Annotated in this window: 9 protein-coding genes; 2 read left to right on the forward strand and 7 right to left on the reverse strand. The window is 52.2% G+C overall.

Annotation, left to right across the window (positions count from 1 at the left end):
- Nucleotides 1-159: 159 nt before the first annotated feature.
- From EPD17_RS00720 to EPD17_RS00735, 4 genes are all read right to left on the reverse strand, one after another.
- Nucleotides 160-4023 carry a M4 family metallopeptidase gene (locus EPD17_RS00720; RefSeq protein WP_132050929.1) on the reverse strand — a complete coding sequence of 1288 codons (3864 nt, stop codon included), beginning with the start codon at nucleotides 4021-4023 and terminating at the stop codon, nucleotides 160-162.
- 345 nt (nucleotides 4024-4368) lie between these two features.
- Nucleotides 4369-4785 (reverse strand): response regulator, encoded by a 417-nt coding sequence (locus tag EPD17_RS00725; protein ID WP_132050931.1) that lies wholly within the window; start codon nucleotides 4783-4785, stop codon nucleotides 4369-4371.
- An 8-nt stretch (nucleotides 4786-4793) separates the two neighbouring features.
- Nucleotides 4794-6266, reverse strand: coding sequence for an ATP-binding protein (locus EPD17_RS00730; protein ID WP_132050933.1), 1473 nt, complete (start codon nucleotides 6264-6266; stop codon nucleotides 4794-4796).
- A 317-nt stretch (nucleotides 6267-6583) separates the two neighbouring features.
- Nucleotides 6584-7003: a response regulator gene (locus EPD17_RS00735; RefSeq protein ID WP_165929478.1), complete on the reverse strand. Its 420-nt coding sequence runs from the start codon at nucleotides 7001-7003 to the stop codon at nucleotides 6584-6586.
- A gap of 161 nt (nucleotides 7004-7164) precedes the next feature.
- Here EPD17_RS00735 and EPD17_RS00740 point away from each other — a divergent pair, with 161 nt between their 5' ends.
- Nucleotides 7165-13311: a HAMP domain-containing protein gene (locus EPD17_RS00740; RefSeq protein ID WP_132050937.1), complete on the forward strand. Its 6147-nt coding sequence runs from the start codon at nucleotides 7165-7167 to the stop codon at nucleotides 13309-13311.
- A 10-nt stretch (nucleotides 13312-13321) separates the two neighbouring features.
- Nucleotides 13322-14635, forward strand: coding sequence for a sensor histidine kinase (locus tag EPD17_RS00745; RefSeq protein ID WP_132050939.1), 1314 nt, complete (start codon nucleotides 13322-13324; stop codon nucleotides 14633-14635).
- Between the two features lie 158 nt (nucleotides 14636-14793).
- On the opposite strand, the gene atpH is transcribed toward EPD17_RS00745, so the two are convergent.
- The 3 genes from atpH to atpE all read right to left on the reverse strand — a co-directional run bounded on the left by atpH (nucleotide 14794) and on the right by atpE (nucleotide 16382).
- Entirely contained in the window at nucleotides 14794-15357 is a 564-nt protein-coding gene (gene atpH / locus EPD17_RS00750) for an ATP synthase F1 subunit delta (protein WP_132050941.1), read from the reverse strand.
- Nucleotides 15358-15439: 82 nt separating this feature from the next.
- Nucleotides 15440-15934, reverse strand: a complete 495-nt coding sequence (gene atpF, locus EPD17_RS00755; RefSeq protein WP_132050943.1) for a F0F1 ATP synthase subunit B — start codon at nucleotides 15932-15934, stop codon at nucleotides 15440-15442.
- 145 nt (nucleotides 15935-16079) lie between these two features.
- The gene (gene atpE, locus EPD17_RS00760) at nucleotides 16080-16382 is read right to left on the reverse strand and encodes an ATP synthase F0 subunit C (protein WP_240040696.1); all 303 of its coding nucleotides are present in this window, start codon (nucleotides 16380-16382) and stop codon (nucleotides 16080-16082) included.
- Between the last annotated feature and the right edge of the window lie 21 nt (nucleotides 16383-16403).

Genomic DNA, 16403 nt, shown 5'->3' on the forward strand with positions numbered 1-16403 from the left:
ATTTGCGGAACTTGCTGGGTGGGCAAAAGGCCGGGCCATTACCCTCCAATTTTCAGGGTGCAAAAGTAGGCCTTCGCATCCGACTAACAAAAAAGAGATTTGTTTTTAACCGGCTTGTCAGCCGTCCGTTTAAAGTTTTATCATTTTGCCCCTACACCGCTATTGCACCACCAGTTTTTGCACCCATTTGGCGCTGCCGCTCCGCACCTCCACCAAGTACAATCCCGGTGTTAGCCCCTTCAGGTCGAGGCGGTGGCGTGTGCCCGCTGGCAGCACAGCCCATTGTCGCACGGTTATGCCGCGGCCATCTGTAATCCACACACTGGCGCCTTCGGTTGGGGTGGGCAGGGTTATTTCGGTAAAAACAGTTGCGGGGTTTGGTGCTAACGTCAAACGAGTGGTTGTTCCATCCAACCGGGCAGTGCGATGGGGTGAAAATGAATACCGGCCATCCACATCCACCTGCCGCAGCCGGTAGGTGTACAGCACGCCGGGTTGTGCAGTTGCATCTACATACCCATACTGCGCCGATGTTGCGCCATTGGCAGGCATCCAAGCCAGTTGTTCAAATGCGCCGCCGCTGCTGCGCTCCACCCAAAAGCCCTTGTTATCCTGTTCGCTTTCAGTTTGCCATTGCAGCTTGATGGCTGTGCCACTGGCCTGAGCTTCAAAATGCACTAGCCGTACGGGCAGCACCGAGGCCTGCGATACCAGCATGAATTGCGAAAAGCCGGTAAAATTTCCGGTAAAAGAATAGTACCCACCCGTAGCCGAACGGTCTTCAATTACCGGCGTCACCATTTGTGCATCGGCGTCGTCAATCGGCATATTCAAGTCTGCGCCTTCCTTTATTTTCAACAGCTTCAGGTTGCCTAATTCCGCGGCGGGCCACGCGGCCAGTTCGGCAGCGGTAAAATAAAAAGTAGCAGTATAGGTCGCGGTGCTGTTGGGTACTGCAGGTTTTAAAGCAATAACCTTGGCACTGCGCAGGTACGATTTCCCCCCTACCTGGATGGGCGCTGCACCGGCACCGCTTTGCGCCAAGCCGGCACTCAGGCATTCCACTTTTGTACCGGCGTTGGCAATGCGGGCTACCAGGTTTTTGCCGCCACCCGTAGCGATGTACGACACAGAATTGCCCTGCACAATATTTACAGTGTTGGTGCGGCCAGTGGTCGTTTCCACCGAAGCGCCTGCCCGGGTGGCCACCACCACTACATCATCTACCAGCAGGGGTTTGCCGTTTCCGGCAAATGCATCATTGAGCCAGCGGAGTGCCAGGTAAACAGTGGGTTTATTTTCTAAAGTCGTCGGCAATGCCGCTGCAAACTGGGCCACATTGGTACCGTCGCCAAAAAGCACAAAAGGCATTTGTGTTGCCGGGTCGGTCAATAGGGTAAAACTGCTGCCGTTGGTGCTGTACATCACTTGGGCGTAGTCCCAGATTTCGGCGCTGCTGGTGCCGATGGCGTCAAACTCGCCGCCCACTTTATAATTAAACGACAGCCGGATGTTTTTTAAACCGGTGGTATTGATTGCCGGCAGCAGCAGCAGCCGGTTGGTGGGGTTATTGGTATCATAGGCAAAACCCTGGGTGGTGGCAGTGGCGTTGGAAATATAAGCGGCCCTACCGTTGATGCCCGCACCGCCATTGGCACCAATCATCCAGCGGTTTACCGATCCGCTATTGCTAAATGCAAGACCGGCCTGCCAACCGGCAGGGAAGGCGGTGCCCACTGGGCTGTTTTCAAAATTTTCCGCCACAAGCGTTACATCGGCAATGGGCGTAGCGGCAATGGACTGCGGTGCACCATCATCATTTTTCAGGTAAATAGTATGCTGGAAATTGTTGCCGCTTACGGCAGCATCGCCGCCATTGTTGTTTACCGTGTAGTTCAGGATGATCGTTTTGTCGCTGCCCGGCGTGGCGTTGTTTTTCAGGTAAATGTTGAGCGTAGCTACACCTGCTGAGTTAAAAGGCAGCTTGGTTTGGGCAACGGTGTAATCAACATTCTGCACGGCAGTGCCGCCAAAACTGAAAGCTATTTCCGCCGGTTTACTAGGCGTTGCGCCCAGCTTTAATTGAATCGGCACATGGGTATCAGCGCAATTGCCCGCAAGCCCTGCGCCTTCGCTAACGGTAGTGGCAATGGTTTCAAACTCCACAACAGGCAGGCACGATGCGGTGCCGCCCACTCCAACTGCAAACCAGGCATTGGTTACCTGCACCACTTCGTTGGAACAGGCGCCGTACAAAAAGGCGGCTACGGCAATGGAAGTTTCCCGTGCATCGGCAAAAGTGGAATTGGGGGTTAGGTTTAGTTCGGTGAGGTAAGCAATATCCTGCGAACGCTCAAAACCCAGCGCCGATACTGCATATCTGCTGCCCAGATCATTCACTCCGTTTTCGCCCTGTGTAATGATGTAAAACCATTTATTGAGCACGCTGCTGTTGATGTGTACGCCGCAATAATCGTTCGTCTGATCGTTGGGGTTGGTACATCCGCCCAGCGCCACCGTCCACCAATTGTTACCGCCATACGTATCGGGGTAGCCATATGCATTGGGGTTTTGCATGGTGCGCAGCCCGTAGCCGTCGGCGGTAAGCTCTTCGCCCACCAGCCAGGGAGCCTTTCCCAAGTCGGCATACGCCTCTATACAAGCCGACCAGATGTCGGAAAAACCCTCATTGAGGGCGCCCGATTCGCGGCGATACACCAGGTCGGCGGTGTACTGGCAAATGGCATGGCCCAGTTCGTGTGCCGATACATCCAGCGCCGCCAGGGGTTTAAAGCCACTGGCGTTGGCCACCGCACCGCTGCCATCGGTGCTGTAATACGAACCATCGCCATAATACATGGCGTAGCCATCCCAAAAGGCATTGTCGAAACCGCTGTTGGGTGCACCCGGTGCCCGCACATGCAAAAAGCTGAACATGGCACCGGTATCATTGTCAAAGCTGATGCGGTTGTGCACCGTGGCCCAGTAATCCGAAATGTATTGCATGGCCATGTGCACATCCAGGGCCGCATCGTCATAGTTAAAGGTGTGCTCGGCCGAAGTCCAGTTATTATCGTCGTCTACAAAATGCGTGTTGTAAGCGGTGTTAAAATTTGCACCATAACCATCATAAGAAAGCCGGCTGTGGTTGAGGGTAACAATGCCGTGGCTGTTGCGGGCCTGCTGCAGCCGAAACGGTTTGCCCGGCACGGTGCTGCCGTTGTCGGTTACCAATGCCATATTGCCCGAGTAACGCGTAGCTGCACTGCCCATGCTGTTCACTGGCGGCAGTGGCGATTGCTCTTTTGCCTGCGGCGCACCTGTACTATGTTTGTGGCCATCGCCATCCACGTGTTTAATGAGCGGGTTGCGCAGCAGCAGCTTTCCATTGTGTGCATCTACATACACCAGCGACCGGGAAAAAGGCTGTAGGGCGGTTATTTCAAAACGGTACGCCAGGCGCAGGGTGCCGGTGTCCTGTACAAAATCTTCAATGATCACCAATGTGCCTACAGGCTTTTTGCCGGCGCTGTCGTGCCATGCATAACGGGTAGCGCCAACATGGGCGGCGGCCCGCTCCAAAGCTGCACCCTCGGTAAGCGATGGCGTGGTGCTAAAATTATCGGGGATGGGGTAAAATTCCAGTTGCACAGCAGCCAGCCTTCCGCCTTTGCCCGAAAGGTGCACGGTGCCATGTTCCACCGCAATGCCTTTGTAATACTGCCGCAGTTTTTCTACCGTAGCCCCGGAGCGGTGCTGCACCGGTTTGCCTTTTGGTGTCAGGTCGTCTTTGCCGGGGCGCAGCCCCAGTTCTTTGGCAACCCATGCCCTACCATTGGCCTGTGGCGGTCGTTCGCTTTCCGAAAAAGAAATGGTGCCACGATTGGGGCCGGAAAGCTTTACCTGCCAGCCTTTTGCTTTGCCTTCTTTTTTCCATCTTTTTTCCAAGGCCTGCAATGATGGCTGTGCATGAGCAGCATGGAAAAGGCAAAGAGCCGTTAGCAGGATTAATATTCGGGACATGGAGGCGTGCAGTTTATTTAGGATTGGATTGGGAGCAGTTGGGGCGGATCAATGCCGCAAACAAGAAGCTGTGTGTTTGTTAAAACGGGGAGGTGCACCAACATGCGGTGCAACGGAGGGGATCGGCGCAAAGCGGGCCGGGTACAGCGTTTTCATTTGCGGATTGGATTGGAGCACAAAAGTAATGGCTCTTAAATTTTTATGATATGGTATTTACCCTTAGCGCATTAAAAAAGAAAGCGGCAATGCCGCTTTCTTGAACATCAACTTTTTAAACAAAATCAATAAATCACCACCATCCCTACTTTCAACTGCCAACTCCCAAACACCATCCATCATCTCCTCCTAATCCTTCATATTCATCAAATCAATCATCAGGTTGAACGAATCCATTGAAGTGCGGTTATTGAGCTTGAATGGTTTGACCACATACCCCGAAACACCCAGTGCTTTGGCGGCTTCTTTATCAATACGGTCTTCCGAAGTGGTGATGATAAAACACTTAAGTTTTTTCCATTCCTCGGTGTTGCGGATGATGCTCAAAAACTCCAGCCCGTTCATTTTGGGCATGTTGATGTCGATGAGCACAATATCGGGGCCTTTTTCGCCGTCGCGGCGCATTTGCTCCAACAATGCCAGGCCGTCTTCGCCGTTTTTAGCCACCTGCAGCCGGTACAGGATATTCATTTTATCGAGGGTACGCTGAATGTCGATAATGTCCAGGCTATCGTCTTCCAACAACAATATGTGCACAACCTTCATGATGCATTTTATTTTGACCAGGTGAATGAAAAAACAGAGCCTTTGCCCGGCTCCGAACTTATAATGATCTCTTCCTTTTTTGCGTCGAGTATTTTTTTAACAATAGCCAGGCCAACACCGGTGCTTTCCAGCGAATCGCGGTCCTGCAGGGTCTGAAAAATACCAAAGATTTTTTGGTGGTAATGCTGCGCAATCCCGGGCCCGTTGTCTTCCACAAAAAACTGGTGGTACCCTGAAAACTCCCGGTGGTACACTTTAATATAGCCATCCGGCTTGTCGTGGTATTTCAGCGCATTGCCCAGCAGGTTGGCAAACACCTGGAACAGCGGGTATTTATCGGTATGGATCACGGGCAGGCCAGTGGCCAGTTCCAGCCTGATGCCGGGCTGCGGCGCCAGGGTATCGTACACCTCCTGCACCAGCATGCCCACGTCCACGGCCTCTTTCTGGCTTACCTCGCTGCCGGTGCGGGCATAAGTTAAAATGCCGTGGATCAGCGCCTCGCCGCGCCGTACCCGCCCTTTGATGGTTTGCAGGTACTGGGCCACCTTGGGCGAAATTTCGGTGCTGTGGTCTTCTTCAATCCAGGTAATTACGTTGTCGATGCCTCGCAGCGGGCCTTTCAAATCGTGCGACACCACATGGGCAAACTGGTCCAGCTCTTCGTTTTTGCGTTTTAGCTGTGTAATGCTTTCCGATAGCACCTGCGCCATATGGTTGAGGGCACGGGCCAGGCGGCTCAATTCATCACTACCCGTGTCCTTGGTTTGTACCTGGTAATTGCCCTGCGCAATGGTATCGGCCATGCGCACCATTTTCATGATGCGGCGCGAAATGCTGTAGGCCAGCAGCCAGGCAATAAAAAAGCCCACGATTACGGAAAGCGAGGTAAATGTAAACGAAAGAATACGGGTGCTGCGCAGGTCCTCGGCCAGTTGGGCAATGCGTACCTCACGGGCATTGTACTCGTAGTTACTGAACTGTTTGAACCGCTCCTGCAGGCTGTCGTTGAGGCCTTTTTCCTCGCCATTCACCATTTTTTCGAGGTACAGCTTGTTGTAAGCCGCCATGCTGGCGGCCGACTGCGCCGATTGCTGTTTGGCCCGCTTCAGCGGGTAAGCATAGTTGTTTACCCAATCATTGTTGAGTGCCACAATCCGCTGCAGCCGCTGCTTTTGAATATCGCCCTCCGGTATCAGCGTGGCCAGTTCTTTGAGAATGGTAGCATTTTCGTTTGCAGCCGAATCGAACGCCTGGAAAAAATAAGGGTCGGCATTGAGTAAATAGCCGCGGAGGTTGCCCTGCATGCTCAGCACATTGCGCTGAAAACGGCTGGAGTTGCGCACCACCGTGCTCGACCGCAGTAGGAAGTCGGCATTGTCTTTTACATCAATCGACAGGCGGAAATTGAGGTAGGTTGTCAGCGAAAACAGCAGCAGTATAAACAGGAAACTAAAGAAAATATATTGCGATATTTTCATGGTCAAAGGGGTATAAAGGTGTATGCCGGGTGTAGCCGCGAAGAAAAGGAATTTTACCTAAGTGGCGAGGGAGAGATGATTGATGAAGGATGATGGATGGTGGTGGTGAGTTGATAGTTGACAGTTGGTAGTTGATAGTTAGAGAACTGGCAAACGATGCTGGCAGTAGTTAAAAGAGGAGTGGCATTTTTTAGCGCAAATAAAGTATCAGCAATTAATAAAGTATTTTCCAGTGAGCCGTGCTGCCACACTCCTGCTGAGCAAAATGCATGAGTCTAAAGTCTGTCGTCTAAAATCTACAATCTTCTTCTTTCCCCCTACGCACAAAACTTCAAAATATCCCGGATCAGCGCTTCCAGTTCGATGTAGCTCGATGGTTTGGTAAAATAGCCCTGTGCGCCCCGCTCCATGCAGGAGGCTTTGTAGTAAGGTGAGGAAGAAGTGCTCAACACCACTTTTGGAATGCCTTCGTAACGCTGGTAGCGGGCCAGCGTTTCCAGCACTTCGGCGCCGTTCAGTTCGGGCATATTGTAATCCAGGATCAGCAGGTGCGGCAGCGCACCGTCGGGGCAGGCCTCGAGGGCCTTGATCGCTTTTAGCCCGCTCGATACCAGCACCACCTCTACAGAAGGGTCTACCTCGTGCATGGTTTCTTTCAAAATCTCCTGGTCGTCACGGTCATCTTCGGCAATCAGCACACGCAGCGGGGCAGCAGTATCTCCTGGTTTTTGTAACACTATGGGTTTTTCTTGTGGGTTAAAAGTAGGCGCTTTTGTTGAGGTTTTACCCAAACTTTAGCCGCTTTACGTTTAAACCAAAGCTTTGCTTTTCTACGCATGCAAACTTTTTTTTACAAAACTGTTTTTATGTAGGTTTGGCTGTTACAATCACACCCTCAATGAGTACCATTAACGAAAATGCAGGTGCTGCCTCTGGCACGCCATTGCCTATAACAGTGCCCGATGTTGCGGCCACCGATGCAGCCCTGCCTGCAGATAAAAATCCCATTTTAAAGGAAGAGCTGATCAAAGCGGCACTTACCGAAGACCTGGACAGTGGCATCGACAGCCGCGAGTTGCTGCGGGTGCTTTCGGAGGTGAAAAACGGCAACTTCAATGCACGCATGCCCGTGGACCGGGTGGGCATCAGCGGAAAGATCTGCGACACCCTCAACGAGATCATTGCCCTCAACGAAATATTCATGCTGGAGCTTTCCGATGCCAACAAAACCATCGGCAAGGAAGGCAACCTTACCCACAGGGTAGAAATCCCGAAAAACAGCCGCGGCGCCTGGCGCACCGGTGTCGATTCGGTTAACTCACTCATCTCCGACTTGGTGCACCCCACCATCGAAATTGCCGCGGTGATTTCTTCGGTGGCCAAGGGCAACCTATCGGAAGAAATGCCGCTCCAGATCGGCGACCACCGCCTCCAGGGCGAATTTGCCCGTATTGCCCGTGAGGTAAACGACATGGTAAAACAGCTCAACTTGTTTTCGATGGAAGTAACCCGTGTGGCCCGCGAGGTAGGCTCCGAAGGTAAACTGGGCGGGCAGGCGCGGGTAAAAGGCGTGGCCGGTGTATGGAAAGACCTGACGGATTCGGTAAACGGCATGGCTGGTAACCTGACCACGCAGGTGCGTTCCATTGCGGAAGTGACTACGGCCGTGGCAAAAGGTGACCTGTCGAAAAAAATTACGGTAGATGCGCAAGGGGAAATCCTGCAGTTGAAAAATACCATCAACACGATGGTGGACCAGCTCAACTCATTTTCCTCGGAAGTAACCCGTGTGGCCCTCGAAGTAGGTACGGAAGGAAAGCTGGGCGGGCAGGCAAAAGTGCCTGGAGTAGCCGGTACCTGGAAGAACCTGACCGATTCGGTGAATGGTATGGCCTCCAACCTTACCAACCAAGTGCGGAACATTGCGGAGGTAACCACCGCGGTAGCCAACGGTGACCTTTCTAAAAAAATTACGGTAGACGTTCGCGGCGAAATGTTACAACTGAAGAACACCATCAATACCATGGTGGATCAGCTCAACTCCTTCTCGGCTGAAGTAACCCGTGTGGCAAGGGAAGTGGGCTCCGATGGTAAACTGGGTGGACAGGCTACAGTAAAAGGCGTGGGGGGCGTTTGGAAGGATTTGACCGACAACGTAAACCAGTTGGCGGGCAACCTTACCGTTCAGCTCCGCGACGTATCGAAAGTGGCAACGGCCATTGCCAACGGCGACTTGACCCAAAAAATCACCGTGGATGTAAAAGGCGAGATCCTGCAGATTAAGGATGTGATCAACACCATGGTGGACCAGTTGAACTCTTTTGCATCCGAAGTAACCCGTGTGGCCCTCGAAGTAGGTTCAGAAGGTAAACTGGGTGGACAGGCCAAGGTGCAGGGCGTAGGTGGTGTTTGGAAAGATTTAACCGATAACGTAAACCAACTGGCCGGTAACCTCACCACGCAGGTGCGCTCCATTGCCGAAGTAACAACCGCCGTGGCAAAAGGCGACTTGTCTAAAAAAATCACGGTAGATGCCCAGGGCGAGATCCTGGAATTGAAGAATACCATCAACACGATGGTAGACCAGCTCAACTCCTTCTCTGCCGAGGTAACCCGTGTGGCCCTTGAAGTGGGAACAGAAGGAAAGCTCGGTGGGCAGGCAAAAGTGCAGGGTGTGGGAGGTACCTGGAAGGATCTGACCGACTCGGTGAACGGTATGGCCTCGAACTTAACCGGCCAGGTGCGAAACATCGCTGAAGTAACCACTGCGGTGGCGAAAGGCGACCTTTCCCGTAAGATTACGGTGGACGTTCGGGGTGAAATGTTGCAGCTCAAAAACACCATCAATACGATGGTGGACCAGTTGAACTCATTTGGATCGGAAGTATTCCGGGTGGCCCGTGAAGTAGGTACCGATGGTAAACTCGGCGGACAGGCCGACGTACCGGGTGTGGAAGGCCTCTGGAAAGACTTGACCGATTCGGTAAATAAAATGGCCGTAAACCTTACGGCGCAGGTGCGGAACATTGCGGAAGTAACTACGGCCGTGGCCAACGGTGACCTTTCCCGCAAAATTGAGGTGGACGTAAAAGGCGAAATGCTGGAACTGAAAAACACCATCAATACGATGGTAGAACAGCTTCGCTCATTTGCATCCGAAGTAACCCGTGTGGCACGGGAAGTAGGTACCGATGGTAAACTCGGTGGGCAAGCTTATGTACCCGGTGTGGGAGGTACCTGGAAGGACTTGACCGACTCGGTAAACGGTATGGCCTCGAACCTTACCGGCCAGGTGCGGAACATTGCGGAAGTGGCCATTGCGGTGGCAAACGGCGACATGAGTAAGAAAATTACCGTGGACGTTCGTGGCGAAATGCTGCAGTTAAAGGAAACGCTGAACACCATGGTGGATCAGCTCCGTGCCTTTGCATCCGAAGTAACGCGGGTAGCCCGTGAGGTGGGCACCGATGGTAAACTCGGCGGACAGGCATTTGTGCCGGGCGTTGCGGGTACCTGGAAGGATTTAACCGACTCCGTAAACCAAATGACCGGTAACCTTACCGCCCAAGTGCGGAACATTGCCGAGGTAACCAAGGCCGTGGCATCGGGTGACTTGTCGAAAAAAGTAACTATCGACGTAAAAGGTGAAATGTTTGACCTGAAAAACACCATCAACACGATGGTGGACCAGCTCAACTCTTTTGCCTTTGAGGTAACCCGTGTGGCTCGTGAGGTGGGCACTGAGGGTAAGCTGGGCGGGCAGGCCGAGGTACAGGGCGTGGCCGGTACCTGGAAGGATCTGACCGACTCGGTGAACTCCATGGCCTCCAACCTCACCAACCAGGTGCGGGGCATTGCCAAGGTGGTAACTGCCGTTGCAACGGGTAATTTGAAACAAAAACTGTCGATCGTATCCCGTGGCGAGGTGGCCCAACTAACCGATACGATCAACGAAATGATTGATACGCTGGCGCTGTTTGCCGACCAAGTAACCAACGTAGCCCGTGAAGTGGGTGTGGAAGGCCGCCTCGGCGGGCAGGCATCGGTGCCGGGTGCATCGGGTATCTGGAAAAACCTGACCGAAAACGTAAACCAGCTGGCGGAAAACCTAACCATCCAGGTGCGGGCCATTTCCGAAGTGGCGCTTTCGGTAACCAAGGGCGAACTGACCCGGACCATCCGCGTGGAAGCGAAAGGTGAACTGGAGGAGTTGAAAGACACCATCAACCAGATGATTGCCAACCTGAAAGAAACTACGCTCCGCAACCAGGAGCAGGACTGGCTGAAGGGCAACCTGGCGAAATTTACCCAAATGCTGCAGGGCCAGAAAGACCTGCACACCGTTACCCGCAAGATCCTTTCGGAACTGGCGCAGGTGGTAAATGCCCAGCAGGGTATGTTCTACATCCTAGAGCAGGACGAAAATTTTGAGAACCAAAAGCTCAAACTATTTTCTGCTTATGCCTACGGCCAGGAGCTGGAAATGGCCAAAGAATTTGGATTGGGCCAGGGCCTGATTGGCCAGGTGGCATTGGAAAAAGAACGCATTTTACTGACCAACGTCCCGAAAAATTATATCAAGATCGGTTCGGGCCTTGGCGAAGCGGCCCCGGTAAACCTGATCGTGTTGCCAGTATTGTTCGAAACCGAGATCAAGGCGGTAATTGAGCTGGCCTCGTTTGACACGTTCTCCGAAACCCAGCTCGACTTCCTGGGGCAGTTGACCGATTCGATCGGTATTGTATTGAACACCATCGAAACCAACTCCCGCACCGAAGACCTACTGGAACAATCGCAATCGCTGGCCGATGAGCTGCGCCGCACCAACGAAGAGCTGCAAGACAAGGCACACCTGCTGGTAAAACAAAAAGAAGAAGTGGAAGCCAAGAACAAGGAAGTGGAAGAAGCCCGCCGTTCGCTGGAAGAAAAAGCCGAACAGCTGCAGCTTACCTCCAAGTACAAATCGGAGTTTTTGGCAAACATGTCGCATGAGCTGCGTACGCCGCTGAACTCGCTGCTCATTTTGGCCCAGCAACTTTTTGAAAACACGGAGGGCAATCTCACCGAAAAACAGGTGCGCTACGCCAAAACCATCCACTCCTGCGGCGATGATCTTATTCAACTGATCAACGATATCCTCGACCTGTCGAAGATCGAATCGGGTTACATTTCCACCGACTTTATCAAGGTTCGGTTCAACGAGATCACTTCGTTTGTAGAAAGCACCTTTAAACACGTATCGGAAAGCAAGAACCTGCGCTTTGGCATCGAGGTAGATAAAAACCTGCCCCATGCGCTGGAAACAGATATCCAGCGGCTGAACCAGATCCTGAAAAACCTGCTGTCCAACGCGTTTAAGTTTACCGAAAAAGGCGAGGTGAAACTCAAGGTGTACGAAGCGCACCGCAATTGGAAATCGGGCATACCCAGCCTTGATGGGGCCCGTCGCGTGGTGGCGTTCGAGATCAGGGATACGGGCATCGGCATTTCGAGGGACAAACAAAACATCATTTTCGAAGCGTTCCAGCAGGCCGAAGGTTCCACCTCCCGCAAATACGGCGGCACCGGCCTGGGACTGTCCATTTCCCGCGGCCTGGCCGACCTGCTCGGCGGCTCCATCGAGCTGCACAGCGAGCCGGGCAAAGGCAGCACGTTTACCCTGTTCCTGCCTATTGATTACAACCCCAACATGGTGAAGCGGGAAAAACAAAGCAACCTAACCATCACCGAATACAAGCTGTCCGACAGCGGCGAAAACCTGTCCATACAATCGGTGCCCACCATCAAGGTGGCCGAAACAAAGGACCTCGATGTGCTCAACGAGATCATCAACGAAACCGGCGACGACCGCAACAACATTTCTTCTGATGACCGCGTGGTGCTGATCGTGGAAGACGACCTGCGTTTTGCCAAAATCATGATCGAAAAGGCACACGAGCTGGCGCTGAAAGTGGTGGTAGCCACCAACTTCGGCGAAGTGTTTGAGCTGGCCAATAAATACAGCCCCGTTGCCGTAACGCTGGATGTAAAACTTCCCGATGCCAGCGGCTGGCGGGTGCTCGACCTGTTTAAAAACGACATTAATTTCCGCCACATCCCGGTGCACCTGATTTCGGGTGAAGAAAACCGCCTGCTGGCCATGCAGCGCGGTGCCCGCAGCTTTAGCCTGAAGCCGCTGAAAAACGAGGCCCTGGCAGTGCTGTTCAACGATATCGACCAATACAACCAGCGCAAGCAGAAAAAAGTGCTGATTGTGGAAGACAATGAACTCGACTCATCGCAGATTGCGAAGATCCTGGACAACGGCGATGTGATTTCCATCGAGGTGGCCTCGACCGGAAAAGAAGGCCTGGAGCTGATTGCCCGGGAAATGTACGACTGCATTATTGTGGATTATATGCTGCCCGACATCAGTGGCATTGATTTTTTAACCCAGGTAAACAGCAGTAAGAAAGTGCAGCTGACCCCGGTACTGATTTACTCTGCCAAAGATTTTTCGGCACGGGAAAAAACACAACTAAAGCAATATGCCAGCCGCATTTTGCTGAAAGATGTGGCCTCGCTGGAACTGCTGCTGGAGGAAACCGTACTGCACCTGCACATCGACCACAAAGCGCTGCTGCCCGAAAAACGCAAGTTGATCGACAACCTGCGCTCCAGGGAAGATGTGCTGGCCAATAAAAATGTGCTGGTAGTGGACGACGACGTACGCAACCTGTTTGCTTTGACCACGGCTTTTGAGCGGTATGGCATCAATGCCATTACAGCCGAAAGCGGGCAGGAAGCCATCAATATTCTGGCCGATAACCGCAATATTGATATTGTGCTGATGGACATTATGATGCCCGAAATGGACGGCTACGAAACCACGCAAAAGATCCGCAGGGAACACAAAAACAACAACCTGCCCATCATTGCGGTTACGGCCAAGGCCATGAAAGGCGACCGGGAAAAATGTATTGAAGCCGGCGCTTCCGATTATATCACGAAGCCTGTAAAAATTGACCAGTTGCTTTCCCTGATGAGAGTGTGGCTGTACAAATAGGAACAAAGCAATGGAAGCAAAAAACGTTAAAAAGTCGAACGTAAAAATTCTGGTGGTGGACGACCGGGAGGACAACCTCTTTTCGATCGAAACCATACTGGAACGGGATGGCTATACGCTGGTGAAGGCAAATTCGGGGCGGGCTGCGCTGAAAATTCTGCTGCACGACCACGATTTTACCCTCATCCTGATGGATGTGCAGATGCCCAACCTCAACGGCCTGGAAACGGCTGCGCTGATCTATGAACGGGACAAGCTGAAGCATATTCCCATCATTTTTATCACGGCCAATAATTACGACGAGCACTTTATTTTCCAGGGCTACCAAACCGGTGGCGTCGATTATATCTATAAACCCATCAACCCCGAGTTGTTGCGCCTGAAAGTGGGCATTTTTGTGGAACTGTACCGCAAAACCCACGAGCTGCTGCAACAGGAAAAAAGCCTGATGGCAGCTAATATGCGGCTAGAGCAGGAAATAGAGGAACGGCGCATTTCGGAAGAAAAAGTGCGGCTGCTGAACCAACAGTTGATCGAGAAAAATGCGCACCTGAAATCGACGGTGGAGGAGCTGGACCGCTTTGCCTATGTGGCCAGTCACGATCTGCAGGAACCGCTTCGGAAGATCACTTTTTTCAGCGACCGGATCTCTAAAAAATACCAGGGCGCCATTTCCCTCGACCTGGACGGCGATCTGCAAAAGATCATCCGGGCATCGGAGCGGATGAACCTGCTGATCAACGACCTGCTGCAGTTTTCGAGGCAGTCGGCCGAGGCAAAGGATTTTACATTCATCAGCCTCGAAGACATTGTCCGGGATGTGCTGTCCGACCTGGAAGTGCATATTGAAAAAGCTGGCGCCAACATCGAGGTGCGCAGCCTGCCGGTGATCTGGGGCGTGCCCAGCCAACTGCGGCAGCTGTTTCAAAACCTTATTTCCAACGCCATCAAGTTTTGCAAAAAAGACGCAACACCGCAGGTGATCATTTATGCCGAGAAATCAAAAGGCTTTGGCCTAGAGCGGGATGGCGAACTGGCGCGGGACCGTTTTTACGAAATTCATGTCAAAGACAACGGCATTGGCTTTGACCCGCAATACGCCGAAGACATTTTCGTGATCTTCAAGCGCCTGCACTCCTACCACGATTTTGAAGGCACCGGCGTGGGGCTTTCTATCTGTAAAAAAATAGTGGAAAACCACAAAGGCATGATCCGGGCGGAAAGCCGGCCCGATGAAGGCGCTTTATTTTCGTTTTGCATCCCGGAAAAACTGGTGCGGGAAGCGGCGATGAAAGACCTGCGGCAGCTGGGCCTGACCAGTTAAATGAACTTTACGTTATTTGCATTTATTATAAAAACCGCTCCACTCCGGCAGCGGTTTTTTATTGGGTAAAACATGCCGCCGTGAGCCAGTGCATTTACCTGCAAAAAAGAAAGGCCCCTCGAACGAGGAGCCTTTCTCAATATCACGTAGTGTTTATCTTAATGCAGTTTGTACAAAAAGTCGTTGTTCTGAAACTGGCGGGCTACTTCGTGCAGCTGGTTGGCAACCGAAGCATCTACCAGCTTATCGCCAGCCTGCAGGGTAAAGCCACCAATCAGGTCGGGGTTTACTAAGGTTTCCAGCTCTATTTGTTGCATGTCGCTGGTTTTGCGGATCTGGTCGATGATAGATTGCTTTACGCTTTCCGTTACCGGTGTGGCGGTGGTCAGCTTAACGGTGTGGATGCCTTTCAGCTTTTTGTATTGTGCTACAAATGCCACTGCAATTTCGGGCAGGTTGCTTTCGCGGCCCTTGGTTACCAGCAGGCGGTTGAACGCCGCAGTAAGCGGGGTAACGCGGCCCTGGCCTACCGCAGCCAGCACTTTTTCTTTTTTATCGGCCGGGATCACCGGGCTGCGCAGCATGGCCGCAAACTCGCGGTTGCCTTTGATCAGGCTTTGCAGCATCAGCATATCGTTGTACACCGCTTCCAGGCTGTTTTGCTCAACAGCCAGGTCGATCAGCGACTTGGCATAACGGGCGGCGAGACGTGGGTTGGGCATTTGTGTATAGCTTTTGGCTATTGGCTTTTAGCTTTTAGCCAGTTTATACTAACGGCTAACAGCTAATGGCTAACAGCTGTTTTTAGTTCAGTTTTACTTCGTTCACCAGGCCCTGGATATGGGCTTCCTGCGCAGCGGGGGTAGCCAGCTCTTTGCGCAGCACTTTTTCAGACACTTCGATCACCAGTTTGCCTACCTGGTTTTTTACCTCGGTAATAGCGGCCATCTTTTGTGCCTGGATGGCTTGCTGTGCATCGGCAATGATGCGGTTGGCTTCGATTTTTGCCTGCTCTTTTGCCTCGGCCACAATGCGGTCCTTGGTTTCTTTAGCTTCTTTAAGCATGGCTGTGCGCTCTTCACGGGCACGGGCCATCAGGTCTTCGTTTTCGCTTTTCAGCTGTGCCATTTCGGCTTTTACCCTTTTGGCGCTTTCCAGCGAATCGGCAATGCCTTTTTCCCGCTCGTTCAGCGAAGCAAGAATGGGTTTCCAGGCAAATTTCTTCAGTACAAAAAGCACAATCAGAAACGCCAGCAGCGTCCACAACAGGAGGCCGAAGGAGGGAGTTAACAGTTGCATATAAATTCAAAATTTAAAAGTCAAAAGTCAAAACTGTGTACGAAGCAGTTCTGGATTTTGCCTTTTTACTTTTTACTTTTTAATTGTTAAGGAACTGCACCCGCCGCCCTGTGCTTTGGATGCAGTAACTTTTTTGTGTTGAGGCTTAAACGAACATCGCCAGGATACCTGCGATTACGGCAAACAGGGCAACACCCTCAATGAAGGCCGCAGTTAGGATCATGTTAGCGCGGATGTCGTTGGCAGCTTCCGGCTGGCGGGCAATACTCTCTACCGCACCTTTACCAATCTGGCCAATACCGATACCAGCAGCAATAGCAGCCAGACCAGCACCAATGGCACCACCTGCGTTAGCCCAGGGAACTGTGCTCAACAAAACAAATAACAAATCCATAGTTGTGGGTTTATATTGATGATTAAATCCGTGGTTGAAATGAGCTTTGAGCATTTAGCAGTGAGTTGTGAGAAA

Origin of the sequence: Pseudocnuella soli (assembly GCF_004347775.1) — a bacterium.
GTDB classification, from domain to species: domain Bacteria; phylum Bacteroidota; class Bacteroidia; order Chitinophagales; family Chitinophagaceae; genus Flavisolibacter; species Flavisolibacter aquaticus.